This window comes from Myxococcus sp. MxC21-1, from assembly GCF_032612255.1.
Lineage (GTDB): Bacteria > Myxococcota > Myxococcia > Myxococcales > Myxococcaceae > Myxococcus > Myxococcus virescens.
Map to the genome: position 1 here is coordinate 924,749 of NZ_CP123278.1, position 26,151 is coordinate 950,899.

General features: G+C 69.5%; 24 protein-coding genes and 1 pseudogene. 15 read left to right on the plus strand and 10 right to left on the minus strand.

Features of this window, described 5'->3' with window-relative positions; genetic code table 11:
* Positions 1-14: 14 nt before the first annotated feature.
* Positions 15-758 carry a phospholipase D family protein gene (locus QEG98_RS04490; protein ID WP_316565871.1) on the minus strand — a complete coding sequence of 248 codons (744 nt, stop codon included), beginning with the start codon at positions 756-758 and terminating at the stop codon, positions 15-17.
* Between the two features lie 202 nt (positions 759-960).
* Between QEG98_RS04490 and QEG98_RS04495 the strand changes: the two genes are divergently transcribed.
* The 4 genes from QEG98_RS04495 to QEG98_RS04510 all read left to right on the plus strand — a co-directional run bounded on the left by QEG98_RS04495 (position 961) and on the right by QEG98_RS04510 (position 6,245).
* Entirely contained in the window at positions 961-1,506 is a 546-nt protein-coding gene (locus QEG98_RS04495; protein ID WP_316565872.1) for a hypothetical protein, read from the plus strand.
* A gap of 101 nt (positions 1,507-1,607) precedes the next feature.
* Entirely contained in the window at positions 1,608-3,017 is a 1,410-nt protein-coding gene (locus tag QEG98_RS04500; RefSeq protein WP_316565873.1) for a pitrilysin family protein, read from the plus strand.
* A 34-nt stretch (positions 3,018-3,051) separates the two neighbouring features.
* Complete coding sequence (locus QEG98_RS04505; protein ID WP_316567823.1) at positions 3,052-4,473, plus strand: pitrilysin family protein; 1,422 nt, start codon at positions 3,052-3,054, stop codon at positions 4,471-4,473.
* Between the two features lie 266 nt (positions 4,474-4,739).
* Positions 4,740-6,245, plus strand: coding sequence for a hypothetical protein (locus tag QEG98_RS04510; protein ID WP_316565874.1), 1,506 nt, complete (start codon positions 4,740-4,742; stop codon positions 6,243-6,245).
* 26 nt (positions 6,246-6,271) lie between these two features.
* Here QEG98_RS04510 and QEG98_RS04515 read toward each other — a convergent pair whose 3' ends face one another.
* From QEG98_RS04515 to QEG98_RS04535, 5 genes and pseudogenes are all read right to left on the minus strand, one after another.
* Entirely contained in the window at positions 6,272-7,435 is a 1,164-nt protein-coding gene (locus QEG98_RS04515) for a DUF1615 family protein (RefSeq protein WP_410477945.1), read from the minus strand.
* Between the two features lie 365 nt (positions 7,436-7,800).
* Positions 7,801-8,496, minus strand: a complete 696-nt coding sequence (locus QEG98_RS04520; RefSeq protein ID WP_316567824.1) for a hypothetical protein — start codon at positions 8,494-8,496, stop codon at positions 7,801-7,803.
* A 143-nt stretch (positions 8,497-8,639) separates the two neighbouring features.
* Positions 8,640-9,449, minus strand: a complete 810-nt coding sequence (locus QEG98_RS04525; RefSeq protein ID WP_090485701.1) for a hypothetical protein — start codon at positions 9,447-9,449, stop codon at positions 8,640-8,642.
* Between the two features lie 57 nt (positions 9,450-9,506).
* Positions 9,507-11,313: pseudogene (locus tag QEG98_RS04530) on the minus strand (acyl-CoA dehydrogenase).
* A 21-nt stretch (positions 11,314-11,334) separates the two neighbouring features.
* Positions 11,335-11,643, minus strand: a complete 309-nt coding sequence (locus tag QEG98_RS04535) for a hypothetical protein (RefSeq protein WP_090485694.1) — start codon at positions 11,641-11,643, stop codon at positions 11,335-11,337.
* Positions 11,644-12,401: 758 nt separating this feature from the next.
* Here QEG98_RS04535 and QEG98_RS04540 point away from each other — a divergent pair.
* The 6 genes from QEG98_RS04540 to QEG98_RS04565 all read left to right on the plus strand — a co-directional run bounded on the left by QEG98_RS04540 (position 12,402) and on the right by QEG98_RS04565 (position 16,861).
* On the plus strand, positions 12,402-13,721 hold the full coding sequence (locus QEG98_RS04540) for a PAS domain-containing protein (RefSeq protein ID WP_316565876.1): 1,320 nt from the start codon (positions 12,402-12,404) through the stop codon (positions 13,719-13,721).
* Positions 13,718-14,371, plus strand: coding sequence for a GAF domain-containing protein (locus tag QEG98_RS04545; protein ID WP_316565877.1), 654 nt, complete (start codon positions 13,718-13,720; stop codon positions 14,369-14,371). The genes QEG98_RS04540 and QEG98_RS04545 overlap by 4 nt, the downstream gene beginning before the upstream one ends.
* A complete protein-coding gene (locus QEG98_RS04550; protein ID WP_316567825.1) occupies positions 14,275-14,901 on the plus strand; it encodes a sensor histidine kinase in 627 nt (208 codons plus the stop codon). The genes QEG98_RS04545 and QEG98_RS04550 overlap by 97 nt, the downstream gene beginning before the upstream one ends.
* A gap of 3 nt (positions 14,902-14,904) precedes the next feature.
* A complete protein-coding gene (locus QEG98_RS04555; RefSeq protein ID WP_090485691.1) occupies positions 14,905-15,363 on the plus strand; it encodes a response regulator in 459 nt (152 codons plus the stop codon).
* Positions 15,360-16,502, plus strand: a complete 1,143-nt coding sequence (locus QEG98_RS04560; protein WP_410477946.1) for an ATP-binding protein — start codon at positions 15,360-15,362, stop codon at positions 16,500-16,502. Before QEG98_RS04555 ends, QEG98_RS04560 begins: the two co-directional genes overlap by 4 nt.
* A 152-nt stretch (positions 16,503-16,654) precedes the next feature.
* Positions 16,655-16,861, plus strand: a complete 207-nt coding sequence (locus QEG98_RS04565) for a hypothetical protein (RefSeq protein ID WP_316565878.1) — start codon at positions 16,655-16,657, stop codon at positions 16,859-16,861.
* A 29-nt stretch (positions 16,862-16,890) separates the two neighbouring features.
* Here the strand turns inward: QEG98_RS04565 and QEG98_RS04570 are convergent, their stop codons facing one another.
* From QEG98_RS04570 to QEG98_RS04580, 3 genes are all read right to left on the minus strand, one after another.
* Positions 16,891-17,751 carry a DUF4202 domain-containing protein gene (locus tag QEG98_RS04570; protein ID WP_316565879.1) on the minus strand — a complete coding sequence of 287 codons (861 nt, stop codon included), beginning with the start codon at positions 17,749-17,751 and terminating at the stop codon, positions 16,891-16,893.
* Between the two features lie 191 nt (positions 17,752-17,942).
* Positions 17,943-18,179, minus strand: a complete 237-nt coding sequence (locus tag QEG98_RS04575) for a hypothetical protein (protein ID WP_011550925.1) — start codon at positions 18,177-18,179, stop codon at positions 17,943-17,945.
* Between the two features lie 244 nt (positions 18,180-18,423).
* Positions 18,424-19,176, minus strand: a complete 753-nt coding sequence (locus QEG98_RS04580) for a hypothetical protein (protein ID WP_316565880.1) — start codon at positions 19,174-19,176, stop codon at positions 18,424-18,426.
* Positions 19,177-19,616: 440 nt separating this feature from the next.
* Here QEG98_RS04580 and traC point away from each other — a divergent pair, with 440 nt between their 5' ends.
* The 5 genes from traC to QEG98_RS04605 all read left to right on the plus strand — a co-directional run bounded on the left by traC (position 19,617) and on the right by QEG98_RS04605 (position 25,924).
* Positions 19,617-21,458 carry an outer membrane exchange accessory lipoprotein TraC gene (gene traC / locus QEG98_RS04585; RefSeq protein ID WP_186817901.1) on the plus strand — a complete coding sequence of 614 codons (1,842 nt, stop codon included), beginning with the start codon at positions 19,617-19,619 and terminating at the stop codon, positions 21,456-21,458.
* Positions 21,459-21,755: 297 nt separating this feature from the next.
* Complete coding sequence (locus QEG98_RS04590; RefSeq protein WP_090485679.1) at positions 21,756-23,243, plus strand: M57 family metalloprotease; 1,488 nt, start codon at positions 21,756-21,758, stop codon at positions 23,241-23,243.
* Positions 23,244-23,359: 116 nt separating this feature from the next.
* Entirely contained in the window at positions 23,360-24,265 is a 906-nt protein-coding gene (locus QEG98_RS04595) for an AEC family transporter (protein WP_316565881.1), read from the plus strand.
* Between the two features lie 77 nt (positions 24,266-24,342).
* The gene (locus QEG98_RS04600) at positions 24,343-25,197 is read left to right on the plus strand and encodes a nucleotidyltransferase domain-containing protein (protein ID WP_410477947.1); all 855 of its coding nucleotides are present in this window, start codon (positions 24,343-24,345) and stop codon (positions 25,195-25,197) included.
* Positions 25,198-25,327: 130 nt separating this feature from the next.
* Complete coding sequence (locus QEG98_RS04605) at positions 25,328-25,924, plus strand: hypothetical protein (RefSeq protein WP_316565882.1); 597 nt, start codon at positions 25,328-25,330, stop codon at positions 25,922-25,924.
* Positions 25,925-25,936: 12 nt separating this feature from the next.
* Here QEG98_RS04605 and QEG98_RS04610 read toward each other — a convergent pair whose 3' ends face one another.
* Entirely contained in the window at positions 25,937-26,146 is a 210-nt protein-coding gene (locus QEG98_RS04610; RefSeq protein ID WP_011550932.1) for a hypothetical protein, read from the minus strand.
* Positions 26,147-26,151: the final 5 nt, after the last annotated feature.

Sequence of the window (26,151 nt, forward strand, 5' to 3'; positions counted from 1 at the left end):
ACGGGGCGCTGAAGCTACCTGAGCATTCCGTAGCACTTACGGCACAGGGGCTTGTTCTTGCTGGCGGCGAAGTCCATGCCGCAATGGTGGCAATGGTTGTCTTCGTAGGTGGGGTCGTTGTATCGGCGCCAGACGTTGAAGTCGCTGTCGCAGTAGGGCCTCTCCGGGTTGAAGCCGATTGCGTCGCGGCAGCGGATGCAGAATCCCTGCGTGGCGTGCCGGGGGACGGGCGTGGCGCTCCTGCGTCGCGGCTCGGTGGCCGGCTTGAAGGGGACTTCCTTTCGGTGTGGGGTGATTTCGCTCTCGATGAACTCGCTGATTCTCACGTACTCGGCGCGACCGGCTGAGATGCAGATGCCGACTTCAATGCTGTTGTTGAAGGAAGACTCAATGAGGTTGAGCGACGTGATGAGTGCGTGGCGTTCGGAGTAGTAGAGCTTGGCGTGCAGGTCCCTGACGACGAACAGGCGCATGCCCGCTTGCATGAGGCTGACCAGGAGTTCCACGCCTTGCTGTGAGGGGCCCCGTGTGCTCTCGTCACCCTCGCGGATGACCAGGGTCACGGCCACCTCCCGTTCGAGGGCTTGACGAATCTTGCGCTCAATGTCTCGCAGTTTCTCGATGCTGACGTAGGGACTGATCAGCGTGACGTGCTCTTGGGCTTCATCGATGAGGCCGTGAAGTCGGCGGACCGTGTCGACTTTGCCCAAGACCTCAAGCGCATCGGCATCGCGTGAGCGAAAGAAGTTCTCGAACATGGGTGGGGCAGGGAATCAGGGGTAACGCACAGCGGCTGGAGACCCGTGGCCGCAGATGCTCTTGGAGTTCCTTGGCATACCAGTAATTCCAGGGCGCGAGAAAGGCGCCCTCGTTTCTCCTCCTTCGCGACGTTGCCCCATGATGCCGGGTGCACGGGCTGCCCGGAGCAGGGTAGAGAGGGAGCCGGAGGAACGAATCACGATGGACGCGAACGCAGTGGCGGAGCTCGAGAAGGCGGGCGTGAAGGTGGACCAGCCCGAGCGCCTGTACGTGGCGGTGGAGTGGGACGCGGACGGCAAGCACGTGCGTCCGGTGGGGGAGCGCGTCCAGATTCGCGCGGGCGAGCAGCTGGCCCATGTGACGCTCAAGCCCATCTCCCAGCTCTTCACCGGGGACGTGAAGCCCCCCAGCTTCGCCAAGGCGCCGCCGCCGGAGTACCAGCCCTTCTTCCTCCTCATCGAGGCCACCGCCGCCGGCTACTGCCGCGCCGTGCGCAACACCGAGACGGACCAGGAATTCGAGCGGCTCTACCGCCACCTCCTGCGCCGCCCCGACGGCACCGACCGCAACCCGCTCTTCTCGCACCTCCAGGGCGCTGTCCGCCTCTACATGTCCCTGCGCGACGTCAGCCAGGCGGAGTTCGAGGCCGTCATCCAGCGCCTCCACCAGTCCGCCAGGCACTTCCAGACGCACACGGGCAGTATCAACTACTTCCAGGAAGTGCTCCGCGAAGTGCTCGGCGCCTGAGCCGCCGCGTCATCCACCCCTCCTGGTCAACCCAGGAGGGTGGCAACTGGAATATCGTGCGCCGCCGCCCGTTTCCGGGCGCTCTTCCGACAGGAGCACGGATGTTCCGTCAGTCGTTACTCTGGACCTCGTGTCTGGCCCTGCTCGCCGGCCCCGTGGCCTGTGCGCAGACGCAGGGCGGCAAGCCGGTGGCGAAGTCCGCCGTGTCCGCCGCGCCCAGGCTCGGCGCCGGCATCGAGTCCCGCACCCTCAAGAACGGGCTCAAGGTCATCGTCTGGCCCGACCACGACATTCCCAATGTCGTCCTCTACAACTGGTTCCGCGTCGGCAGCCGGAACGAGTACCCCGGTATCACCGGCCTGTCCCACTTCTTCGAGCACATGATGTTCAACGGCGCGAAGAAGTACGGCCCCGGTGAGTTCGACCGCGTCATGGAGGCCAACGGCGGCGCCAACAACGCCTTCACCTCCGAGGACGTCACCGTCTACATGGACTGGTTCCCGCGCTCCGCGCTCGACGTCATCTTCGACCTCGAGGCCGACCGGCTCCAGCACCTGGCCATCGACCCCAAGGTCACCGAGTCCGAGCGCGGCGTCGTGTACTCGGAGCGCCGCTCCGCCATCGACAACGACAACATGGGCGCCCTGATGGAGCAGGTGCAGGCCACCGCCTTCGTGGCGCACCCGTACCAGTTCCCCGTCATCGGGTGGCCGTCCGACATCGAGTCGTGGCGCATCGAGGACCTCCAGCGCTACTACAAGACGTACTACGCGCCCAACAACGCCACGCTCATCTTCACCGGCGCCGTGACGCCCGCGGAAATCTTCGCGCTCGCGGAGAAGTACCTGGAGCCCATCCCCTCCCAGCCCGCGCCGGAGCCCGTCCGCACCAAGGAGCCCGAGCAGCAGGGAGAGCGCCGCATCGTCGTGAAGAAGCAGGCCCAGGCCCCGCTCATCCAGCTGGCCTACCACGGCATCTCCGGCAAGGACGCGGACGTGGAAGCGCTCACGCTGCTCCTGAGCATCCTCACCAACGGTGACTCCTCGCGGCTGCACCGCCGCCTCGTCGAGGAGGAGCGCGCCGCCCTCCGCGTCAACACCCACTTCAGCCCGGGCTTCGACCCATCGCTCGTCTGGGTCTACGCGGACTTGCCGCCCGGTGCTGACGTCGCCAAGGTGGAAGGACTGCTCACCGAGGAGCTGGCCCGCGTCGTCAAGGACGGCGTCAGCGACGCCGAGCTCAAGAAGGCGCGCAACATCACCCTGTCCCAGTTCTGGCGCAGCCTGGAGACCAACAACGGCCGAGGCCGCGCGTTGGGCGCCGCGGAGACGTTCCGCGGTGACTACCGCCAGCTCTTCGAAGCGCCCGGCCGCTATGAGCGCGTGACGCGTGACGATGTCCGCAAGGTCGCCGCGCGCATCTTCAACTCGCAGCGCCGCACCGTTGGCTGGCTCGTGCCCGCCGACGCGCAGGCAGCCACCCCCGACTCCCGCAAGGAGGCCTCGCGATGAGCGCCCCCTCTCCTGGAAGGCCGCGTTCACCACGCTGCTGCTGTCCTCCGTCCCCGCCGCGGCCCAGGGCTCCGCCGCTGCTCCGAAGCCCGCCACGGCGGCTGCGGCGCAGCAGGGCGTGACGCTCCCCAAGGCCACCACCGTCACGCTGAAGAACGGCGCGAAGCTCCAGCTCGTGGAGCGCAAGGAACTGCCGCTCGTCTCGTTCAGCGCGTGGGTGCGCGGCGGCGCCCTGGGCGACCCCGCTGGCAAGGAAGGCCTGGCCGCGCTCACCGGCGAGCTGTTGCAGAAGGGTGCCGGCAGCCGTGACGCGCGCCAGTTCGCCGAGGCCGTGGACGGCGTGGGTGGCGAGCTTCAGGTGGCCGCCAACCTGGAGGCCCTGGTCATCAGCGGCCAGTTCATGTCGCGCGACACCGGGCTGATGGTGGAACTGCTCACCGACATGCTCACGCGTCCGCGCTTCGACGCGAAGGAGCTGGAGAAGGTCCGCGCGCGCAAGGCCTCCGAAATCGCCGCCGCGAAGGATGGCGACCCGCGCATGCTGATTGGCGCGTACTTCCAGGCCTTCCACTTCGCCGGACACCCGTATGGCACGCCCGTCAACGGCAGCGAGGCGTCCCTGCCCGGCCTGTCCCGCGAGGACGTGCTCGCGTACGCGAAGAACCACCTGGGCGCGGACCGGCTCATCCTGTCCGTGGTGGGTGACTTCGACGCGAAGGCGCTCGCGAAGAAGCTGGAGTCCTCGCTCGGCGGCTGGGCGCGCGCCGCCACGCCCGCGCCCACCGTTCCCGCCACCGCCGCCTCCAAGGGCCGGCGCGTGCTGCTGGTGGACAAGCCGGACGCCACCCAGACGTACTTCTGGATTGGCAACACCGGTATCTCCCGCGATGACCCGGACCGGGCCTCGGTGCGGGTCGCGGAGACGGTGTTCGGTGGACGCTTCACCTCGCTGCTCAACACGGAGCTGCGCGTGAAGTCCGGCCTCAGCTACGGCGCCAACTCCGTGTTCATCCGTCACACGCGTCCGGGGCCCGTCATCATCGCCTCGTACACGAAGACGGAGTCCACCGGCCGCGCCATCGACCTGGCGCTGGAGACGCTCGCCGGCTATCGGAAGTCCGGCATGGATGACGCCATGCTCGCCTCCGCGAAGTCGTACGTGCTGGGGCAGTTCCCGCCCACGCTGGAGACCGGGACGCAGGTGGCCGGCAAGCTGTCGGAGCTGGCCTTCTACGGCCTGGATGCCAGCGACGTGGATGGTTTCGCCAGCGCCGTCTCCGCGACGACCCGCGAGGGCGTGCACGGCATCATCCAGCGCAAGCTCCCCGCGCCGGAGGACCTCACCTTCGTCCTCATCGGCAAGGCGTCGGACATCCGTGAGGCGGCTCGCAAATACGGCACCGTCACGGAGATGAAGATTTCCGACAAGCACTTCGCGCCGCCCGCGAAGCGCTGAGACTCGCCGCGCACCGCCGGACCTGGAGGTTGTCGGGCCGGCGGTGCCTTCGGGGCGGAATCCTCTGTCCCGAACGCAGCCCGTCTGGCCGCCCCGCAGGAGATGTCAGAGGCCCTCGGTAGGGTGCTCGGCGCTTCATCCTCCATGGGGGTCATATGCGTTTGCGTCACTGGTCGCTGCTGCTGGTGCCCACCTGTGCTGCCTGGCTTGGCTGTGCGGGTGGCGAACCGGGTTCCGCTTCGGACTTCGGCGACGGACAGTCGCCCGTGAGTACGGACCGCCCCTCGGGCGACGGAACGGGCACGGACGAGCCGCGGTCCGACGTCAGTGAGCCCGGTGATTCCGACGACGTGGTGTTGGTGACGCAGACCACGCGCTTCCACACGGCGGTGGGGGTCGCGGAGCGCCAGGAAGACCTCTCCGCGAATCCTCCTGAAATCTACGTTCCCTCCGGGAACACGTTCAGCGTCGTGTCGGGCTCGGCGTCTCCGGAAGGCTGGCGCTTCACGGGCATCCCGACCGGTGCGTACTACCTGCGAACGGGCAACAGCTTCGTCGTCACGTCCGCGCGCGCCGTCGACATTGGCAGCAACCGGCTGGGCCGTCCGGATACGGTCTTCAGTGATTTGTTCTGGTCGCCCGTCCAGGTGAACCTCGTCAACCTGGCGCCATGGGTGCCCTACGGAGGCGTGACGCAGCCGGGCTCGAGCCTGCAGGTCGCGTCCGCACAGGTGGACCTCTACGGGGGCGTGAACGTCTTCGACGAGGTGCTTGAAGGACAGACGCACCTGCTCAGCAACAACGCGGAGATGTGGGTGAGCAGCGGCTATGCGCTGCCTGTCTTCGAGGCTGGCCGGGGAGACCGTCTGTACGTGAGCCAGCACGGCCAGATGGACGCGGGGACGCTGCCGGACGGGACCCCGCTGGCATATTCGGCCCTGGTGCGCAGCGTGGAGATGGGGGCGTTCGACTTCGTCCCGGATGGCGTCACCCCCATGCCGCTGACGGGCGTCATGCGCCCCGTGCCGATGACGGAGTTCCCCATCGAGTGGCGCCTGCCGGACTTCACCCGGTATGCGCACGCGGTGCACCCGCTCGCCACGGCCAACTACCCCTCCTTCTTCGTCATGCCCGCGGCCCACGGCCTGAGCGACGGCTGGGTGGGGTACTCGGGGGAGGCGCTGTCCCTGATGTTTCCGCGGGGCACTTCGTTCAACTTCACCCGGCGCTTGTCGTACGGCAACCCGTTCCCATCCTCGTGGGAGATGGTGGGCGGAGCGCAGTACTCATTCCGCGTCCAAGCAGAGGTGCCGGGGGGCTCCGGGCTCTGGGCCTACCTGTCCGGCAACATGTATACCTACGAGCGACTGGATAGCCTCGTCGCAGGGCCCATCCTGCCGCGCGTGTCTCCGCCGCGTGAGCTGACCATTGACGGTCTGCCCGCCAGTGATTCCCGTGAGGTGGGCTCCGCGAGTCCCGTCATCGCGTGGCTGCCTCCCGTGGTGGGGTCACCCGCCGCCTACCGGATTGCCATCTACCGGTTCCGGGAGGATATCCGCACCAGCGTGCTGCATGGCAGCGTGACCGTGCCCGGCTCGCTCACCCAGGTGCGGCTGCCGCCCGGGACGCTGGCGCCAGAGGGCATCTACTACCTGCGTGTCTCGGCCGTGGAGGCTCCGTACTACGAGATGGAGCGCTTCCCGTTCAGCACCGTGGACCGGTTGCCCCAGGCGCGCGCGGACACTCTCAGCTCGTTCTTCACCACGCCGTGAGGCGTGGTCGCTGAACCCGGGGCCCGCTACTTCGCCGTCAGCGCGCGGTAGCGGGTCATGCACTTCTGGAAGCGCTGGTCCACCGAGCGCGCGAACCACGCGGTGGTCAGCTCCCGCTTCAGCTTCGGGCTCTGGAGCGTCACCCGGGGAAGCTGGGCGTAGGACGGCGATTCGCCCGTTTCCCGCTGGTAGACACGTTTCACCGCGCGGAACGTGTCGGTGGACTCGAAGTCCGGCTCCTTCTCCTTGCGCACGTCGCGGCGTACCTGACGCTCGCTGAGCTCCTCCGGGGCGAAGCGCTGACGGAAGGCGAGCAGCGCCAGCAGCGACTTGCTGTCCTCGCTGCGCGGCTGCCCCTGCTTGTCGTAGAGCTGGAGGTCTCCGTCGGGCGCCAGGGGGTGACCGGTGAGACGGCTCACCTGTGACTGGAGCGCGGCGTTGCGGGAGGCATAGACGCCCGCGTTGTAGTCCGCGAAGCGGAAGAGGGGCTCGGGGTATGCGGCCTCGTAACCCAGCAGCCGCGCGGTGCCGTAGCGCACGCCGCCGGCGCGGGTATACATCGACTCGCGCACCTCGGCCGGGTCCGCGTCCTCGCCCGCCTTCTGCATCGCATAGCGCACGCTCACCTGCATGGAGCCGGCGGTGGTGACGGGGTTGAACTCGTGCAGGTTCCCCGAAGCGAAGACGCCGCTGGCGAAGTCCACGACCTTGAAGGTGCTCGGGAATTCGTTCTCGTAGTACGCGAGCATGTCGCGGAAGAGCCGGTCCAGGTCGCGCTCGGTGCGCAGCGCGCGCAGCCGTTCGTCGAACGTCTTCTTGCTGCCCTTCGCCCGGCCTTCCAGCACCGACACCAGGACCTTGCGGCCCAGGGGGCCCAGCTTGTTCGCGTGCTCCTCCAGGCGCGCGCGGACCATCTTCGGAAGCCCCGCGACAGCCGGGTCGACCTTGTAGCCGGACTCCTGTTCGATGACGGCCAGCACCGAGCACACCGCGGGCGGTGACGGGGCAATCTCCTCCACCTCCAGCGCGGCCAGCACGTCGCGCGCCCAACCCTCGCGGTCCTGGAGCTGCGGCGGCATCAGCTTCGCGACCTGTGACGCGGAGAGCCGGGGCGGTGGTGGAATGGACGGCTGGGCCGAGCCTGCTCCGCGCGGCGCGCATGCGGTCATCGAGCCCAGTGCCACCAGCATGCCCAGCCAGGCGCGGCCACGGGGTGGGGACCCCGTTGGGTGCGGTCGCACATCGGTTGTCTCGTGGGCATCGGGGCCCGAGTCGCGGCGGGGCGCCTGCGTCCAGGTGGGCTTCGCAGTGAGTGTCACCCACAGGCCGCGCCACGCACTGCGCCAGCCGGACGTGTGGGACCGCGGTGGAATGGGCTCCTGCATGCGCTCGCCTCCGAGGCTTGGGCCCCGATATCTCAGGAGGCGCGCGGCGCTGGCGAAAGCCATGGGCTCTTGCGCTTGCCCGGTGCGCGGACGAGCGAACGGGCTTCAGGCGGTGATGACGCCGGGCAGGGCCTCCCTGTGGGCAGGCCCTACCACGGCGCGGGCTGGTCTCAGCGGCGGATCTGCACGTCGCGCGCGACGGTGCGGCCACCCATGAGGACGAACTGCGCACGCACTGGCGTGCCTTCCCGCAGTTGACGCAGCGGCACCTTCCGCCCCTGCCGCAGGCCACGGCTGCGCGGGTCCAGCTCCAACTCGTAGACGCCACCCTCCCGGTCCTTCACGATGAGGGTGTTCTGCTTCACCCGCGTGACGCGCCCGTTCACGGAGCTGGAGGCGATGATGACGTCCTCCAGGGGCGCATTGCCCGAGCCGCCCTGGCCCGTCTCCACCGTCGCGTCCTGCGCCGCGCGCGCCGCGCCCAGGTACCAATCCTCATCCTCCCGGGCCTGGACCGCCTCGGAGCCAATCATCACCCGGCTCGCGGTCGCCTGCGGCTGCGTCCGCGGCGCGGAGGACTCCGCCACGGGAGCCGGAGCGCGCACGGGTGCGCCCTCCAGCGGAGCCACGGACGTGTCGCTCAGGGCCGTGGGCGCTCGCGCCGGGGTGTTCAGCCGGGGCGCTTGTTCCTGTACCGCCATCGCGGGCTGGAGCGCCGCGGGCTCTGTCGAGCCCTTCACCGCCATCACGGGCTCGCGTTCAATGGCCCTGGCCGTCATGTCCGCTTCCACGCCGCTGGGCGCGACCACCGTCGCCCGAGGCTCCCGCTCACGGCAGCCCGTCGTCAACGCGAAGAGTCCCAGCATTCCCACCCACGCCCATCCTCTTCCCATCCTGTGCCCCTCGAGTTCCCACGCGTTCCGTTTCGCGGCTTCCAATGCAAACTGTGTGCGCCGGCCCCTCGGTGGGAGCCGTGCGTTGGAAATCCGCGATGACGATTGGACACTCGTCACGCCGCCAGCGCGCGGGCCACGGCCTTCACGTGTGAGCGCACCAGTTCGCGCGCGCCCATCAGCTCCGTGGCGTCCTTCGGCGCATAGCCCAGGCACAGCACCACGTCGTCTTCCGGCGACGCGCGCACGCCCAGCTTCACGTAGTCCACGGTGCGCGGCACGGGCTCGCCATCGGCGTCCCGGTTGAAGCGGCCGAACACCGTGGCGTTCGTGCCCCGTCGCGGCGCCGTCTCCTTCAGGGCGAACATCCGCCGTATCGCGGCGAGCGCCTCCGGCTGCTCCATCAGCACTTCCGGACGCGCGGGCCCGGCCAGCTCCCACTCCAGCAGGCGCAGGCAGCCGCGGACGAACTCCACGTCGGTGATGACCAGCCCGTACAGGTACCAGTCCGCGCAGGCCACCTGCACCAGCCTCGCCTGGGCGTCCGTCAGCCAACCGAACGAGGGACAGGTGAACGTCTCACAGACGGACGAGCGGTACACGCCGCAGTCCCGCAGGTCCGTCCCGCCCGTCACCAGGGGGTGGGCCAGGCAGCCTACCTGCTTGCGCTCGTTGTCCAGGAAGCCCAGCAGCGGACACACCCGCACGGCGGAGAACATGGGCTCGGCGCGCCGGGCCGCCAGCAGCTCACGGGCGGCTTCCTGCCACGCAGAGGCTTCCCAGGGCACGCGGCGCAGCCGCTCCGTCTGCATGGAGAGCTGCTCCGCCACGGCCAGGCGGGAATGGTCCCGGAAGTTGTAGAGGCCGCAGCAGGCTCCGCACGACGCGCCTCCACCGGGCTGGCACAGGTGGAAAGAAACAGTCACGCTTTACATCTTACGAGCTCCAACGATTCATGCAGGAGAATCGTCGGGGGCGTCGTCTCAGAACCATTCCGGGCGCATGCGCGCGTAGGAGTCCTCTCCTGTCCGGCACAGCCGGGCGAGCAGTGGCACTCGGGGCAGCTCCACCGCGAACCAGTACTGCGCCGCGGCCAGCTTGCCCTCGTAGAAGTCGGCGTCCGGGGCGCCGCGCCCCAGCGCCTCCTTCGCCGCCGCGGCCTGGGCCAGCCAGCGCCAGGCCACCGCGAGCACGCTGAACAGCTCCAGGAAGTCCGCGCTGTGCCGCAGCATCAACTCCACCTCGCCGGACATGCCCCGCGCGCCCAGCTCCGTCACCACGGTGGTGGTCTCCGCAAGGGCCTGTTCGAGCGCTTCGCCCCACTCCGGCGTCACGCCCGCCGTGCGTGCCCGCGCCACCGTGGTGCCCACTTCCTCCGCGAAGGACTGGAGCGCCGCGCCGCCTCCGGCCACCACCTTGCGCCCCAGCAAATCCAGGCCCTGGATGCCGGTGGTGCCTTCGTGGATGCTGTTGAGCTTCTGGTCTCTCAACCAGGCCTCGGGCAGGTACTCGCTGGAGTAGCCGTAGCCGCCATGCACCTGCACCGCGAGCGCATTGGCCTCGAAGCCGCGCTCGGCGGGGAACGACTTGGCCACGGGCGTCAGCAGGTCCACCAGCAGGCCCGCGCGCTGGCGCGTGGCTTCGTCCTGGCCATGTCCCGCGAGGTCCGCCTGGTACGACGCGGCGAGCAGCAACGACAGGCCCCCTTCGACGATGGCCTTCTGCCGCAGCAGCATCCGCCGCACATCCGCGTGTTCGATGATGGGCGTCTGCGGCCGCGTGGCGTCACGCACGCCCGTGGGCCGGCCCTGGGGGCGCTCACGCGCGTAGGCCACGGCCTCGTGGTACGCCACCGTCGCGGTGGCCACCCCGTTCATGCCCACCATGATGCGCGCCTCGTTCATCATCTGGAACATGCACGCCAGACCCCGGCCGGGAGGCCCCACCAGCCAGCCGTGGCAGTCACCCGACTCGCCATAGTTGAGGGCCGGCTGGGGATGCCCTTCCAGCCAATCTTGTGGATGACGCCCGCCACGCGAACGTCGTTGTCCACCAGCGTGCCGCCCTCCGGCCGCCGCGAGGGCACCGCGAAGAGGAGATGCCCCGCGTGCCGCCCTCCGCGCCTTCGATGCGCGCCAGCGTCAGGTGCACCACGTTCTCGCTGAAGTCCTGGTCCGCGCCGCTGATGAAGATTTTCGAACCCTGGATGCGCCAGCTGCCGTCCGGCGCGGGCGTCGCGCGGGTCCGCACGTCCGCGAGGCTGCTGCCCGCCTGCGGCTCGGTGAGCGCCATGGTGCCCGTCCATTCGCCCCGGTACATCGGTTCCATGAACGTCGCCTTCACCTCCGGCGTGCCGAACACCTCCAGCAGGTGCGCCGCGCCCAGCGTCAGGCCCAGCCAGGCGTAGACGCTCAGGTTGGCCGCCATGAGATAGGCGGTGGACACCGCGTGCACGGTGAGCGGCAGCTGCTGGCCGCCGACGTCGGGTGGGCGTGTGGCGGTGAGCAGGCCCAGCTCCACCAGACGCGGGTACAGCTCGCGCATCAGCGGGTGGACGTGGACGCGCCCGTCGCGGAAGGACGGGGGCTGGGCGTCCATGTCGCGGTAGGTGGGGTAGAGCACCTCGCGCGCGAAGCGACGCGTGCTGTCCAGCAGCAGGGTGAAGGTGTCGCGGGAGTGCTCCGCGAACGCGGGCAGGGCACACAGCGACGTGGCATCCAGCACCTCGTAGAGCTGGAAGTCCACGTCGCGGTCCGACAGCAGCGGATTCGGGCGGGGCGCGGTCGTCATGCCCCGGTGTTAACAGGCGCGTCAGTAGGACGCGAAGGCAGACTCGAAATCGAGGTCGTCGTCCGGAGCGTCGTCCCGGAGGTCGCGCACCGCGTCGGGCCGGGCGGTCCACTCGTCCGGTGGACTGTCGTCACCCACCAGCGGCAGGACGGACACGCCGAGCAGCGCCATGGTCAGGGCCGTCTCCATGGACTCCATCAGCGGCTCCTGGGAGCGGTGCCACCAGCGATGGTGCCCCCGCTTCCGCCGACGCAGCCGCTCCAGGCAGGAAGGGCCCAGCACCTGGATGCCAGCGCCGCCCAATGCGGTGAGCGACAGCCCACAGGCCATGGAGGACACGCCATGCGGCCGCCCCCGATAGGGGCGCAGCGGTGCGTGTGTGTCCAGGGGACGGGACGTCGCCGGCGGGGCCGCCAGGGGCCGCGCGGATGCACGCGTGCCCCCGCACGCGCCACGGCGCGGGACGAACTCGACGGGGAGATGGGCTCCACATGGGGGTGTCACGCTCCTCACGCGGCCTATCCCTCTCAGGCGATATCCGCTTGCGGAAGGTGGTGTCCCTCCCCCGAACCCGCCATGTGGGAGTTGCTCGTTCCCTGGCCGGAGGGTGGCAGTGCGGCAAAGACAAAGAGGGCCCGCCTGCCCGCCTGCTGATTCCCAGCCGCTCCGCGTACAGCGGGCGGACGCCGATGCCAACGTCCTCCATCGTCTCTTATCGCGTCGAGGTGACAGGCTTTGACGGCTGTGTGCCATGGCTCCCACGTTTGATGTCTTTGTATGGGAGGATTCTGGAGCTGTTTGTCATGGCGGGCGATGGGTCTGTCTGATTTGTCCGTGTCATGACAGGCATCTACGACCGCGGGGGCATCGACACGGGCCGCTGAGGTGCCCGCCTCCCTGGCCGCCCGGCGTGGGACCCATCCCGCCCGGGGACTGTCGGCTGTTGAAAAGCCGTCTCCCGCCAGGAGGGGGTGGCCCGTGCGGGCTGTTAAGGTCGGGTGCCTTCCATGACGCACCCCCTCTGTAGTCCTCCGGCTGCGGCCCCGGAATCCCAGCGCCCGGTGCCGGCGCTCCCTGGCGTAGACGCCTTGCAGTTGCTCTTTGAGGGCATCCCCCAGCTCATCTGGGTCACCCGCGCGGACGGCCACCACGAGTACTACAACGCCCGTTGGTACGCCTACACGGGGCTCACCCCCGAGCAGTCACTGGGGGCGGGCTGGCGGTTGGCGTTCCACCCCGATGACCTGGAGGTGGCGGGCCGGCGCTGGGCGGACTCCCTGCGCACCGGTGAACCCTATGAGGTGGAGTACCGCTGCCGCCGGCATGACGGCGTGTGGCGCTGGCACCTGGGACGGGCGCACCCGGTGCGCGACGACAGCGGACGCATCGTCAAGTGGTTCGGCACCTGCACGGACATCGAGGAGCAGAAGCGCGCCGCGGAGTCCCTGCGCGTGCTGGCCGAGGCGGGCGCGCTGCTGTCGTCGTCCTCGCTGGATTACGAGGCCACGCTCGCGGCGCTGACGCGGCTGGTGGTGCCGTCGCTGGCGGACTGGTGCGCCATCGAAATCGCCTACGAGGATGGCTCCACGCGCCAGGTGAGCGTGGCCCACGTGGACCCGGAGAAGGTGCGCTACGCGGAGGAGTTGCGCGTGCGCTACCCGCCGCGCCATGAAGACCCCTCCGGCGTGTTGTCCGTCATCCGCACGGGGACGCCGGTGGTGCTCAATGATGTCCCGGACGCGCTGCTGGTGGCCGGGGCCCGTGACGCGGAGCACCTGCGCATCTTGCGGCAGCTGGGGCTGCGCTCCGCCATGATGGTGCCGCTGACAGCGCGAGGCCGCACCATTGGCGCGCTGTCGCTGGTGCACGCGGAGTCAGGCCGGCGCTTCGCCCAGGCGGACCTCCTGCTCGCCACGCAGCTGGCCGAGCGCGCTGCGGTGGCGCTGGACAACGCCCGGCTCATCAAGGACGCGCGGCGGATGGAGCTGCGCTTCCGCTCGCTGGTCACCGCCTCCACCCAGGCCGTCTGGGTGACGCGCCCCGACGGCGACATCGAGGAGGACAGCCCTTCCTGGCGCGCCTTCACCGGACGGACGTATGCGCAGTGGCGGGGACTCGAGTGGCTTTCGGCCGTGCACCCGGAGGACCGGGACAGGGCGGCGCGGAGCTGGTTCGCCGCGGTGGAGCAGCGCCGCCCCTACGACACGGAGTACCGCCTGTCCCGCCCGGACGGGCACTACACCCCGTGCGCGTGCGCGCGGTACCGGTGCTCAATCCGGACGGCGGCGTGCGCGAATGGGTGGGCACCACCACGGACATCTCCGCCCAGCGCCAGGTGGAGGACGCCGCCCGCCGTCTGGAACGTGAGGCGGCCGCCCGCAGGCTGGAAGCGCTGCGCGCGGAGGTGAGCCTCGCCCTGGCTCGCGAGGACGCCTTGCCGGAGATTCTCCAGGACTGCGCCGACGCACTGGTGACGCACCTGGAGGCGCAGACGGCGCGGCTGTGGCTGTACTCGCGCGACAGCCACACCTTGGAGCTGGCGGGAAACGCGGGCCCCACCGCGCCGCCGCGCGACAAGTGGATGCGGGTCCGGGTGGACGGCCCCAGCATGGTGAGCGAGGTGGCCCGCCTGCGCACCCAGCTCCGCGTGGACGACCTGACCCACGACACGCGCGTCCTGGACCGCGCCTGGTTGGAGGAGGCGGGCGTGCGCGCGTTCTCGGGCATGCCGCTGATGGTGCGTGGGCAACTGGTGGGGGTGCTCGGCGTCTATTGCAGGGAGCCGCTGGGCGAGGACGCGGCGGCCGCGCTGGCGGCGGTGTCGGACGCCATCGCCCAGGGCGTGGAGCGCCGCCGCGCCGAGGAGGGTCGCAGCAGCGCGCCCAGGAGCTGGCGCGCTCCAACGAAGAGCTCCAGCAGTTCGCCTACGTGGCCTCGCACGACTTGCAGGAGCCGCTGCGCATGGTGGCCAGCTACACCCAACTGCTGGGCCGGCGCTACAAGGGCAAGCTGGACGCGGACGCGGACGAGTTCATCCACTACGCGGTGGATGGCGTGAACCGCATGCAGCGGCTCATCCAGGACCTGCTGACCTATTCGCGGGTGGGCACGCAGGGCCGGGGCATCCGCCCATGCGACGCGGGACGGGCGCTGGAGCGGGCGACCGCGAACCTGCAGGCGGCCATCCAGGAGACACAGGCCTCGGTGGAGCACGGCCCGCTGCCGGCGGTGCTCGCGGACGAGACGCAGCTCACGCAGCTGTTCCAGAACCTGGTGGGCAACGCGCTCAAGTTCCACGGCGCCGCGCCGCCCCGGGTGCGAGTGCGCGCCGAGCCGCGGGGAGAAGAGGTCCGCTTCACCGTGCGCGACTGGGGCATTGGCATCGCCCCCGAGTACTTCGAGCGCATCTTCGTCATCTTCCAGCGGCTCCATGGCAAGGCGGAGTACCCGGGCACGGGGATTGGCCTGGCCATCTGCAAGAAAATCGTCGAGCGCCATGGTGGCCGCATCGGCGTGGAGTCCCAGCCAGGTGAAGGCACGGCCTTCTGGTTCACGCTGCCCGCCGCACCGTCCCATCCGGAGTCTTGAGACATGCGTCCCGACGTGACTGGCAGCCCGATTGAAATCCTCCTGGTGGAGGACAACCCCGGCGACGTGCGGTTGACCATTGAGGCCCTCAAGGAGGGGAAGGTGCGCAACCGCCTGTCGGTGGCGCGCGACGGCGTGGAGGCGCTGGCCTTCCTGCGACGCCAGGGCGCGTATGCGGACGCCGCCCAGCCCGACCTCATCCTGCTGGACCTCAACCTGCCCCGGAAGGATGGGCGCGAGGTGCTGGCGGAGATCAAGGTCGACCCGGCCTTGCGCCGCATCCCGGTGGTGGTGCTCACCACGTCGAAGGCGGAAGAGGACATCCTGCGCACCTACGACCTGCACGCGAACTGCTACATCGCCAAGCCGGTGGACCTGGAGCAGTTCATTTCCGTCGTGCGCTCCATTGACGACTTCTGGTTGTCCGTCGTCCGGCTGCCCCCCAGACCCGAGGCGCCATGAGCGACCGGAGCATGGATGGGCGCCCCCTGCGCCTGCTGCTGGTGGAGGACAACGCGGGCGACGCGCGGCTGCTCCAGGAGGAGCTGAAGGAGATTGCCACCGCGCGCTTCGACGTCCTCCACGTGGAGCGGCTGGCGGACGCGGTGCGCGTGCTGGGCGGCGCGGGCGTGGACGCGGTGCTGTTGGACTTGTCGCTGCCGGACGGGCAGGGGCTGGCCAACATCCCCCTGCTGCTCAACGCCGCGCCGTCGGTGCCGCTGGTGGTGCTCACCGGCACGGACGACGAGCAGCTCGCGGTGCAGGCGGTGCACGAGGGCGCGCAGGACTACCTGGTGAAGGGGCAGGTGACGGGGCCGCTGCTGGTGCGGGCGCTGCGCTATGCCATCGAGCGCAAGCGGGTGGAGGAGGGGCTCAAGCGCGAGGAAGCGGCGCGGCAGACGGCGGTGTTCCGCGAGCAGTTCCTGGGCGTCCTCGGGCATGACCTGCGCAACCCGTTGCAGGCCATCTCCGGCAACGCGGCCCTGCTGCTGCGCTACGGCGGGCTGGCGGAGCCGCAGCGCAAGGCCGTCAACCGCATCTCCATCTCCGCGGACCGGATGGCGCGGATGATCAACGACTTGCTGGACTTCACGCGCACCCGGCTGGGCGGCGGCTACCCGCTGACGCGCGCCCGGGTGAACCTGCACGAAGTGTTGCGGCAGGTGGTGGAGGAGCTGGAGGTAGCGCACCCCATGCGCCGCTTCGAGCTGGCCCTGTCCGGCAATGGCTGGGGCGAATGGGACGCGGACCGCATCGCCCAGGCGGCCTCCAACCTGGTGGGCAACGCCGTGCAGTACTCGCCCGAGGACACGTCCGTCAGCGTATCCGTGCGCGATGTGGAGGGCGGCGTCCGGATGGAGGTGCACAACTGGGGGTTGCCCATTCCCCAGGAGCGGCTGCCTCACATCTTCGACCCCTTCGTGCTCGCGCAGGACATGCGCAGCGCGCAGCGCAATGGGCTGGGGTTGGGGCTCTACATCACCCACGAAATCGTGCGAGCCCACGGCGGCCTGGTGCAGGTGACGTCCACGTCGGAAGAGGGCACGCGCTTCTGGCTGTGTCTGCCTCGCTTCGAGAAACCAGACAAGCTCTCGCGTTAGCCGCCCAGCCTGCTGGGCGAGCGGGCGTCCCTGCCAGGAACGGACGGGGAAGCAGCGCCGTGAACGGCGGGACGACACACCTTTCCAGGGTGAAGGCAACGTGGCCGTGCTCGCCTCTGTGGCGCACGGCCCCAGAAAGCGAGGGTCAGCTCATGGAAATCCTTGGTGCCGCCATCCTGGGAGTCGTCATCTTCTCCGTCCTCATCATGGGCGTGATTCTGGGCGGAGCCATGGGGAACAAGCAGGAGCGCAACCTGCGCGAGATTACCGAGCGGCAGCAGGCCGCTGGCATCACGGGCGACGTCACGATGAACGACAACGCCTTTGCTTGCCCATCGGACCGGACCGTTCACGCGTAGGGTGGGCGGCCGCGCGCGTGCCGTCCAGCTCAGGCCATGCCGTCCACCGGGAAGTGGGCGGCCACCAGGACCTCGAGCTGGCCGCGCACGGCCGGCGCCAGGCGCATGTGTCCCAACCAGCGCAGGTGTTCGGGCCGCAGCCGCGCGAGCATCCGGGCCACCTGACGGCGGCGGTGCTCGGGCGGGGCCTCGCGGAACCAGGCGGAGGCCTCCCGGCAGAAGAACGACAGCGCGTCCGCGGTGTCCAGCAGGGACACGTCCCGCGCGTTGGCGGTGCGCGCGTCGCGCGTCAGCAACTCCCGCACGCGCCGGCAGGTGGCGTCATCCGCGCCGGCCTCCTCCAACACCTGCACCGCGCGGTCGGCGCGAACCGGCGTCGTGGGTTGCTCCCCTTCATGGAAGAAGGCCGCGGCCTGCGGCGGAAGGTCCACATCTGGCCGCAGCCGGAGCGTCCATTGCCAGGCATCCACCGTGCGGTGGAACTCCGCGCGCACCCGGGGCTGCTCCAAATCATGCAGCGAGCGGTACCGCGCCAGCAGCCGGCTGAAGAGCGGTGTGGCGGAGGCCGCGTTGCGGCGCCGCACCAGACATTGGTAGCGGGTGAGGATTTCCAGCGCGGCCACGACGAGCGCCTCACAGCTCGCACCGTCCAGATGCAAGGACAGCCATTCGGTGCTCTCCGCCGCTTCGAAGACGCGAGCGTCCCAGGCGATGGGGTCGAAGGCTGGCGCGTTCCATTCGGAAGCGTCCAGGTGGAGCACGCGGCCCCCGCGCCCGGCGGCCAGGGGCGCGAGCTGCACGGTGGGAAACGTGTGCTGCACCAGCGGCCAGCCATGTCCGGCGGTGGGGCCCTCGGAGCGGAAGTCGGAGAGCAGGAGCTGGCGCAGCATGGGGGCCTCTCCCTTCAGGCGGAGGAGTCGCCCGTGCAGGTTGGGCCCAACCTGGCGTCAGGAGCCCCGCATGCCTACTCCCTCCAGGAGTCCCGGCTTCGCGTGGGCTGGTCAACAGAGGCTCCGGCGGTGGGGCGCGCTCCCTCGTCCCATGGAAGCGCGCACCGCCGGGGCCTGTCCGCGAATGACTGCTAGGGCCGGCCCGGGTCCGCGGGCTGGTTGAAGGCGTACGCGCTGGCACCCGGGGCCTGGTCCTCGTGGAACAGAGGGCACTTGGCGCAGGTGAAGCTATCCCAATCCTTCTTCACCGCGACGTCGATGCAGCCGCCGTAGAAGCGGCAGTGCACGTTGCGGTGCTCGTCGATGGAGAAGGACTCGGCCCGCAGCGGAAGGCGGAACTCGGTGGGTCGTGGCTGTGGACAGGACATGGTGCCTCTCTTGCCCCCCTCGTGGGACGTGTCATTCCTCTACCTGTCATTGCGCCGCGTCATTCCCGGCGCGTCCGGGGCCACCCGCGCCGTGCGGTCGCACGGACTTCATGGGGGCCAACAGGAAGGGGCTGCACTCTCTAACGAGGAGGGGCCCTGGCGCGCATCCACCCGCGCGCGTCCGAGGCGGGGTGGGGCGCGCCGCCCGGCTGGCGGGCGGGCGCTCATCCACCTGGGGGACGGCTCACACCTGAAGCGACTTCTCGACCTCGGACAGCTTGTAGCGGGCCATCGCCAGGTTGGCGCTGGTGCGGTGCAGGGCCACGTACAGGAACAGGCCCTCCTTGCCCGACAGCGGGCGGATGAGGTGGTACTGCTCGCCGAGCGTGATGAGGATGTCCTCGATGCGGTCCTTGATGCCCAGCATGCTCATGGCCTTCATCTTGGCGCGCACGACCTCGGTGTTGGCCGCCGCCGCCGTCTCGATGTTGAAGGCCGGGCTGCCGCCAACGCTGCCCAGGCACATGCCGCTCTTCGAGTCCGCCAGACAGGCCGCGAAGGCCCCTTCGATTTTCAGCGTCTCTTCCAGGGACTGCTTCACGTTCGCCATGACATCGCTTTCTACCAGCGGGTGGGTGGGTGGCTTCGGGACAGTGGAAATCAGCTCATCCAGGCCATACGTCAGTTGGCTGGAGTAGGTGCGCGGCTGCGGAACGAACATGGCCTGGGCGTCCGTCAGCGACAGCAAGGCCTCCAACTGCTCCGACATGTGGCGGCGCAGCAGGTCTCGCATGGTGTCCCGGGGAACCAGGCCCCACGTCACCAGCGTCTCGCAGAAGTTGCCCCCGCTCTGCCGGCACTCCGCCACCACCTGCTCGACGTCCTCGCGGCTGACCACCCGCTCCCGGATGAGCACCGAAGAGAAGTTGAGCGCACCCGGCCCGTTGAGGACCGCCCAGGCCACCTTCCGCGCCACCACGAAGATCCGTCCGGACACGGAGGTGGACCGGACCACGACCTCCCCACCGAGTTTGCTCTCCAGGGCCTCATGAAGCACGGTCCGTACGACCTGGCGAGGCGCTGAAGTCTGGGAGCGGGCGACAGATTCCATGGGGGAGGGTCCAGAGTGCTCCGGTTGGGAATGCGGCGGGAGGGCGATGAATCAGTCCATATATACAGCCAGGGCAAATCATCGCAACCGCACTGTAAATTCTGGCGGAATTTACCAGGGGTGGGGCGTTTGAGACTCATTCTGGGGTAGAGTAGCCCGCAGCGCAAGAATTCAAGGCCGTTGAAAAGCAGACATACATTGTCGCCGCGACGGCGGGTGAGGGCTCTTGGCGGGAGCGTGGGGGCGGTTGGCAATGGCAGACCTCCGGGGGAGGGGTGCTTGCCGGGATGGGGGACGGCCAAGAGGACGTCCGGAGTCTTCACCCGATGGGGGCTTTCCTCGAAGATGCAGGTGTGAACGCGTCTGCCCGAAGCCCCCGCCCCCCTCCTTCTTCGTCCCACCCCTGGTTGGGGGCCCTGGCCCTGGCCCTGGTGCTCGCGCTGTCCGGCTGTTCCGCCTTCTCCCGTGCGGTGAAGGAGGGAGACGCCGCCAGCCAGGAGCAGAAGTGGGCGGAGGCGGAGGCGGCCTATCTGCGCGCGCTGGCGGCGGACCCGGAGGCCTCCGAGGTCAAGGTGAAGCTGGGCAAGGTGCGCCAGGCCTGGAGCGAGGTGGTGCTGGCGGATGCGCGCGCCGTGCATGCCTCCGGGGACCTGGATGGCGCGATGAAGCGCCTGGTGCGCGCGCTGGAGCTCAACGCGGACAACGCTTCGGCGCGAGAGCTGCTTGGCGCCACCCTGGATGCGCGTGTGGCGGCGGGCAACGTGGCGTTGAAGGCGGAGCGGTTGCAGGACGCGCGCACGGAGTTCGACGCGGTGCTGTCGGTGGCGCCGGACCACGCGGCCGCCAAGCGGGGCGTGGACGGCGTGCAGGTGGCCTGGGCGCGGCGCTGGTTCGGCACGGGTGAGGGCCTGGAGAAGGCCGGCAAGCTGGGCAACGCGCTGGTGGCCTACGTCCGCGCGGACCAGGAGCGCGTGGGCGCCACCGCGGCGCGGGAGCGGGCCGAGGCCGTGCGCCAGAAGCTGCGCGACGAGGTGGCCTTCCTGGTGGTGGCCTCGCCAGTGGAGGACCGGGCCGGAGCGCCGGACGTGGCGCAGCGGCTGGCGGCCGGCCGGCTGGCGGCGATGCTGCCCACGCAACTGCCCCTGCGCGTGGTGACGGAGGCCCCGGCGGGCCGCGAAGGCGTGGCGCTGGATTTGTCACTGGAGCGGGTGCTGCCGCTCCAGGTGGTGGAGGAGTCGCAGCGCACGCAGCGCTACCTCGCCGGAAATCGCTCCGTGCCCAACCCGCGCCGCAGCGGCTTCGAGACCCAGCTCCTGAAGGCCGAGCGCACCCTGGAGGATGTGGAGCGCAAGCAGGCCGCCGCGCTGCGGGAGTACCTGCGCATGCAGGCGGAGCTGTCCATGGTGCGCGTGGCCGCGGAGCGCTGCCGCGAGCGGGAGCGCCGCCAGTGCCGCGAGGCCCTGCAGGATTGCGGCGAGGCCGCGCGCGAGGTCAGCGGCCCGGGGCAGTTCCCCAGCGAGTGCAACCCCTCACGCTGCGACAACAAGGCGTGTGTCGCCGAGGAGGTGCTGCTGGTGGCCAAGGCCGCCGCGTCCCTGCAGAAGGAGAAGGCGCTGGAGGAGGCGCTGGACAAGTCCGAGGGCCAGCGCACGCAGGTGCAGCGCCACCGCGACGCCACCTTCCGTGAGCCCATCACCGTGGAGGAGCCCATGTATTCGGACTTCGTGTTCGACGTGCAGCTCCACCGGCTCACCGTGACGGCCTCCGTCACCGCGGTGATGCGGGACCTCATCAAGGAGCAGCAGGTGCCCGCGCCCAACACGCAGGACTACGCGGTGATGCACGAGGACACGGCGCACAAGGGTTACGATCGGTACGGCGTGCTCGCGGACCCGGTGCAGCTGCGCAACGAATTGGAGCTGCGCGTGGAGGTGGGCGACAAGGCGGTGTCGGACGTTGCCCGCCGCGTGAAGGAGCGCTTCGACGCCTACCGCGGCAAGCGCGTGGAGGACGCCCGCCGCGGCATGGTCCGCCCCGGTGCCGAGGACGTGGTGGAGACCGCCGTGCGCGCGCTCTTGCTCACCGCGGACGCGCCGCCGCAGGACATCCTCCAGCCGCTGGGCCGTGCGCGCGGCCTGAAGCGTCCGGAGAGCCTGGTGGGGCTGTAGGGCTTCCGCTGGCATCGTCTTTTTTTGGGACAAGAGAATGTGGACAGCTGGCGAAGGGTGTCTTGTTTCAGGACGGTCTGTCCGAATTTCAGTCGGCCGTTCTTCTATGGGCAAACCCTTAGAAGCACTGTCGTTTCAGGGCGAAGCGTAAAGCCTGTTTACGAATGGCCGAGAGGTCTTGGAGTCCCGGTACACCTCGTTGAACAGGGAGCCATCAGAAATCCTGAATGACGGCGATGGCTTGGATGCTGGCATGGCGGCTGCTTAATCGGCTGCGAACCACTCATCCCAACAAGGATGTCCATGTCACAGTCCAAGTTCGTCGGCGCCCTCACGGGCCTGGCGCTGCTCGCCGGTTGCGGCGGTAGCGATGGCACCACCCCCGCCTCCGAGGAGACGCTCGGCCAGGGGATGTCGTGGGAGGAGTTCCTCTCCCAGGTGTATCAGGAGCCGGAGACGGGCATCTTCATCGCGGACGGTGATACGCCGTTCGCGACCGAGAAGCACCTGCGCGAGTTCTACGACAACAACGTCAAGAACGGGCAGCTCATCGTCCACCGCGTGGGCGGGGCGGACGCGAAGTGGAGCGACACGCAGAAGCTGAACCTCACCTACTGCGTGAGCACCACCTTCGGTAGCAACTACAACCGCATGGTCCAGGCGATGGCCTCGGCGACGGCGACGTGGGAAGCCGCTGGCTACGTGAAGTTCGTTCACGTGAGCGCGCAGGACACCAACTGCAACGCCAGCAACAACAACGTGCTGTTCGACGTGAGCCCCATCAACGCGGGTGGCCAGTACCTGGCGCGCGCGTTCTTCCCGGGCGACGCGCGCGCCCAGCGCAACGTCGTGTTCGACCCCAGCTCCTTCCAGCCCCTGGGCGTCTGGACGCTGGAGGGCATCACCCGCCACGAGCTGGGCCACGTGCTCGGCTTCCGTCACGAGCACACCCGCCCCGAGTCCGGCGCGTGCTTCGAGGACAGCAACTGGCGTGCGCTGACCACCTACGACGGCTCCTCCGTCATGCACTACCCGCAGTGCAACGGCACCCAGAACGGCGACCTGGTGCTGACCGCGAAGGACATCCAGGGCATCCAGGCGCTCTATGGCACGCCGAACGGTGAGCCGCCCCCGCCGCCCCCGCCGCCCCCGGAAGGTGTGCCCACCACGGAGACCCGCACGGGCTCGGTCGGTGCGAACGCGAACGTCCACTACGGTCCCTTCACCGTCGTTCCCCGCTCGACCTTCAAGGTCGTGATGACGGGGACGGGCTCGGGTGACCCGGACCTCTACGTCCGCTTTGGCGCGGCGCCCACCACGACCGCGTACACCTGCCGTCCGTACCTCGCCGGCGCCAACGAGACCTGCGAGCTCGAGGTTCCGGAAGGCGTGACCAGCGCGTACATCATGGTGCGTGGCTACTCGGCCGCCAGCTTCAGCCTGACCATCAACTACCTCGCGCCCCTGGGCGGTGGTAGCGGCACGCCCACGAGCGAGACGCGCTCTGGCTCCGTGACCTCGGGTGGCAGCCAGAACTACGGCCCCTTCAGCGTGAAGGCCGGCACCAACTTCAAGGTCGTGATGACGGGCTCGGGTGACCCGGACCTCTACGTCCGCTTTGGCGCGGCCCCCACCACGAGCGCGTACAACTGCCGTCCGTACCTCAGCGGCGCTTCCGAGACGTGTGACATCGCCGTGCCCGCGGGCCAGACCACCGCGTACATCATGGTGCGTGGCTACACGTCCGGTACGTTCAACCTGGCCATCAACTACACCAAGCCGTAGTCCAGGCTTCGACGTGAAGTGAACGACGGGCGGTCTTCCTCCACCGGAAGGCCGCCCGTTTCTTTTTCCGCATGTCGCTGGAGTCCGACGCGGCGGGCTGAGACGCTGCGCCCGCCATGGGGAACGTCATCGGGCTGTTGGGGGCGTGTATGGTGCTGGGCGTCCTGGCCCGGCACAGTGGGAAGTTCCCGGAGGGCTCCGCCGGGGCGTTCAACACCTTCGTGCTGTACGTGGCGCTGCCCGCGCTGGTGCTGCGGGCCATGCACCAGTTGGTGTTCGTGCCGGAGCTCCTGGTCGCCGCCTCGGTGCCGTGGCTCTACTACCTGGGCGCGGGGCCGTTCTTCCGGCTGCTGGGGCCCCGGCTGGGGCTGTCGAAGCCGTCCATCATGGCGTTGGTGCTGACGGCGGGGCTGGGCAACACCGCCTTCGTGGGGCTGCCCATGGCGGAGGCGCTGCTGGGTGCCAGGGGCCTGCCGGTGGCGGTGGTGGTGGATCAGCTCGGCTCCTTCCTGGTGCTGTCCTCGCTGGCCACGGTGGCGGCGGCCCGGGCGGGCGCGGACACGCCGCTGTCCCTGCGCCAACTCGCGCGCAAGGTGGCCACCTTCCCCGCGTTCCTGGCGCTGGTGGTGGCGTTGGTGACGCGGCCCTGGGCCTATCCCGTCTGGCTGGACGGCGTGCTGGAGCGGCTGGGCGCGCTGCTGACGCCGCTGGCGCTGTTCGCCATTGGCCTGCAACTGCGCCTGTCGGGCATCAAGCCCCGGCTGCCCGCGGTGGCCCTGGGGCTGTCGTACAAGCTGCTGCTGGTGCCGGCGCTGACGGCCGCGGGCCTGCTGGCCTTGCCAGGGCTGGCGCCCACGGTGGTGCAGGCCACGCTGCTGCAGTCGGCCATGGGCCCCATGGTGAGCGCGGCCATCCTCGCGGCCGAGCATGACCTGGACCCGGACCTGGCGGTGTTGATGGTGGGAGTGGGCGTTCCGCTGTCCTTCGCGACGGCGCCGCTGATGTTGATGCTGGCGCGCTGACGCATGCCCGGCTGCCCTGCGGCCTGCCACGCGGCCGGACTGCTGTCATCCCGGCATCGCGCTCCTATTTTTGGCGCATGGCTGAGCAACCACCGAAGGCCTCGGGCGCGCCCGGGGGAGACCCACGGCGGATGGAGGTTCGGCGGCCGGTCGCCGAGCTGGGCGCACGGGCCTATGCCATCCAATTGTTGTCTGACGCGCGAATCCCATTCCTCGTCGGCGGCGCCTACGCGTTCGCTCACTACACGGGCATCTATCGCGACACGAAGGACCTGGACCTGTTCATCCGCAAGGACGACGCGGACCGCGCATTGGAAGTGCTCGCGCGCCATGGCTGGAGCACGCAGCGCAACGTCCACGGCTGGCTGCACAAGGCCTTCTGGGACGACTTCCTCGTCGACCTCATCTTCGCGTCCGGCAATGGCATCACCGTCGTCGACGATGGCTGGTTCGAGCACGCGGTTCGCGCCCGGCTGCTGAACTGCGCGTGCAACGTGCCTCCGGCGGAGGAAATCTATTGGAGCAAGGCCTTCGTCCTGGAGCGGGAGCGCTTCGACGGGCACGAACTCACGCACCTGCTCCTGAAGACGGGGCGCACGTTCGACTGGCCGCGGCTGCTGGCGCGCTTCGACCGGTACTGGGAGGTGCTGCTCGCGCACCTGATGTTCTTCCGCTTCGCGTACCCCGCGGACCGCGACATCGTCCCGGAGTGGGTGATGCGCGAGCTGCTCTCCCGCGCCAACAGCTCGCTGGCGGAGGGCAACTGGGACTCGCAGCTGTGCCGGGGCCGGCTGCTGTCGCAGGTCAGCTACCAGGTGGACGTCGACGAGTGGGGCTACGAGGACGGCCGCGCCTGGGATGAGTCCGAGCGCAGGCGCGAGTGCGAGCCCGAAGTGGTGCCCGCCGCGAGCGGTACGTACGGCGGCCACTGAGCCACGGACCTCGCGCTCGCTTCCCGGGACCTTTCGAGTCCCGGCGTGAGCGCGCCAGGTCCGCGGCCCCTGCCACGGCTTCGGCGGAGCCTCACCTTCGGGCAGAGGACCCGCCGAAAGCAGGTGTCATGTGTCGCGGAGCGAAGCAGGGCCACGAGGTGTCATCGGAATCCTGGGCGCGTTGTGTCTGGCGCTCGCGCCCTCCTCGCGGGCACAGGTCGCCGTCACCGGACAGGGAGGACCGCTGCGGCTCGAAGCGGGAGCGCAGTCGGTGGCGCTGTCCCTGGAGGAGGGCGGTGTCGTGCGGGGGCCCGGCGTGGAGCTGCGTCAGCGCGGCGCCGCGCTGGTGGGACAGGTGCGTGGCAGTGACGTGGATGTCGGCTGGGCCAGCGGAAACCTGCTCGGACGCGTGGGGGAGGGCACCGTCGACCTCCGCGTCCTCGAAAGGACGCCAGAGCCGGGCCTGCGTCTGGAGGGAAACTTCGCCAGCCAGCCGTCGAGCCTCGTCATCGCGCCCTTCGCCATCGCTGGCGCCATGGGCGGATGCAACTACACGCTGTCCGTGAAGGGAGAAGGGTATTCGGGCTGGCGCACCTGCCAGCCTGGGACGACGCTCCAGCCGGGCCCCGTCTCCCTGTCCCTGCCCGAGGAAGTGCTGCGCCTCGGGCAGGGCGAGAAGGCGACCCTGCTGGCGCTGTTGCTGTCGGAGACGATGTTGCCGCCGTGAGGCGGCGCGTGCTCAGGCGAGCACGGTGGTGGCGAAGGACAGCTCCACGCCGTTGTCGCGCACGCGCATGCTGGGCTTGGACAGCCAGTGGCACCGCGGGCAATAGCTGTGCGCACCCGCCTGAGAGGCACGCACAGTCACCTCTCCACCGCAGAGCACGCAGCCGTCGGGGAGGACGAATTCGGCGAACCGCTCGCCGGTGTTGCTCTCGAATTGAGTCATGCTTC